This window comes from Halomonas sp. ND22Bw (assembly GCF_003011945.1).
GTDB classification, from domain to species: Bacteria; Pseudomonadota; Gammaproteobacteria; order Pseudomonadales; family Halomonadaceae; genus Halomonas; species Halomonas halophila.
In genome coordinates this window covers 1-279 of the sequence record NZ_PXWD01000666.1, presented here as the reverse complement: position 1 = coordinate 279, position 279 = coordinate 1, and the positions used below count along the sequence as shown (strand labels likewise).

Annotated in this window: 1 protein-coding gene; it reads left to right on the top strand. The window is 68.8% G+C overall.

What is annotated here, in order from left to right; all coding sequences use genetic code 11:
* The coding region (locus CVH10_RS19810; RefSeq protein WP_146143141.1) for an ABC transporter substrate-binding protein at positions 1 to 279 on the top strand (279 nt) is incomplete at both ends.

Genomic DNA, 279 nt, shown 5'->3' with positions numbered 1-279 from the left:
GCTTCCTGCTGGCGCACCAGCGCGGCTACTACAAGGATGCGGGCCTCGATGTCGCCATCGACACCGGCAACGGCTCGACGGCCGCCATCAGCCTGGTCGGCAGCGGCGCCTACGACGTGGCCTCGGCCGACCTGTCGTCGATGATCGAGTTCAACGTCGCCAACCCGCAGGCCGCGCTCAGGGCCGTGGCGATCCAGGACGACCTGAATCCCAACGCCATCATCGTGCGCAGGGACGGCGCCCTCAAGAAGCCGGCCGACCTGGCGGGCAAGACCATCC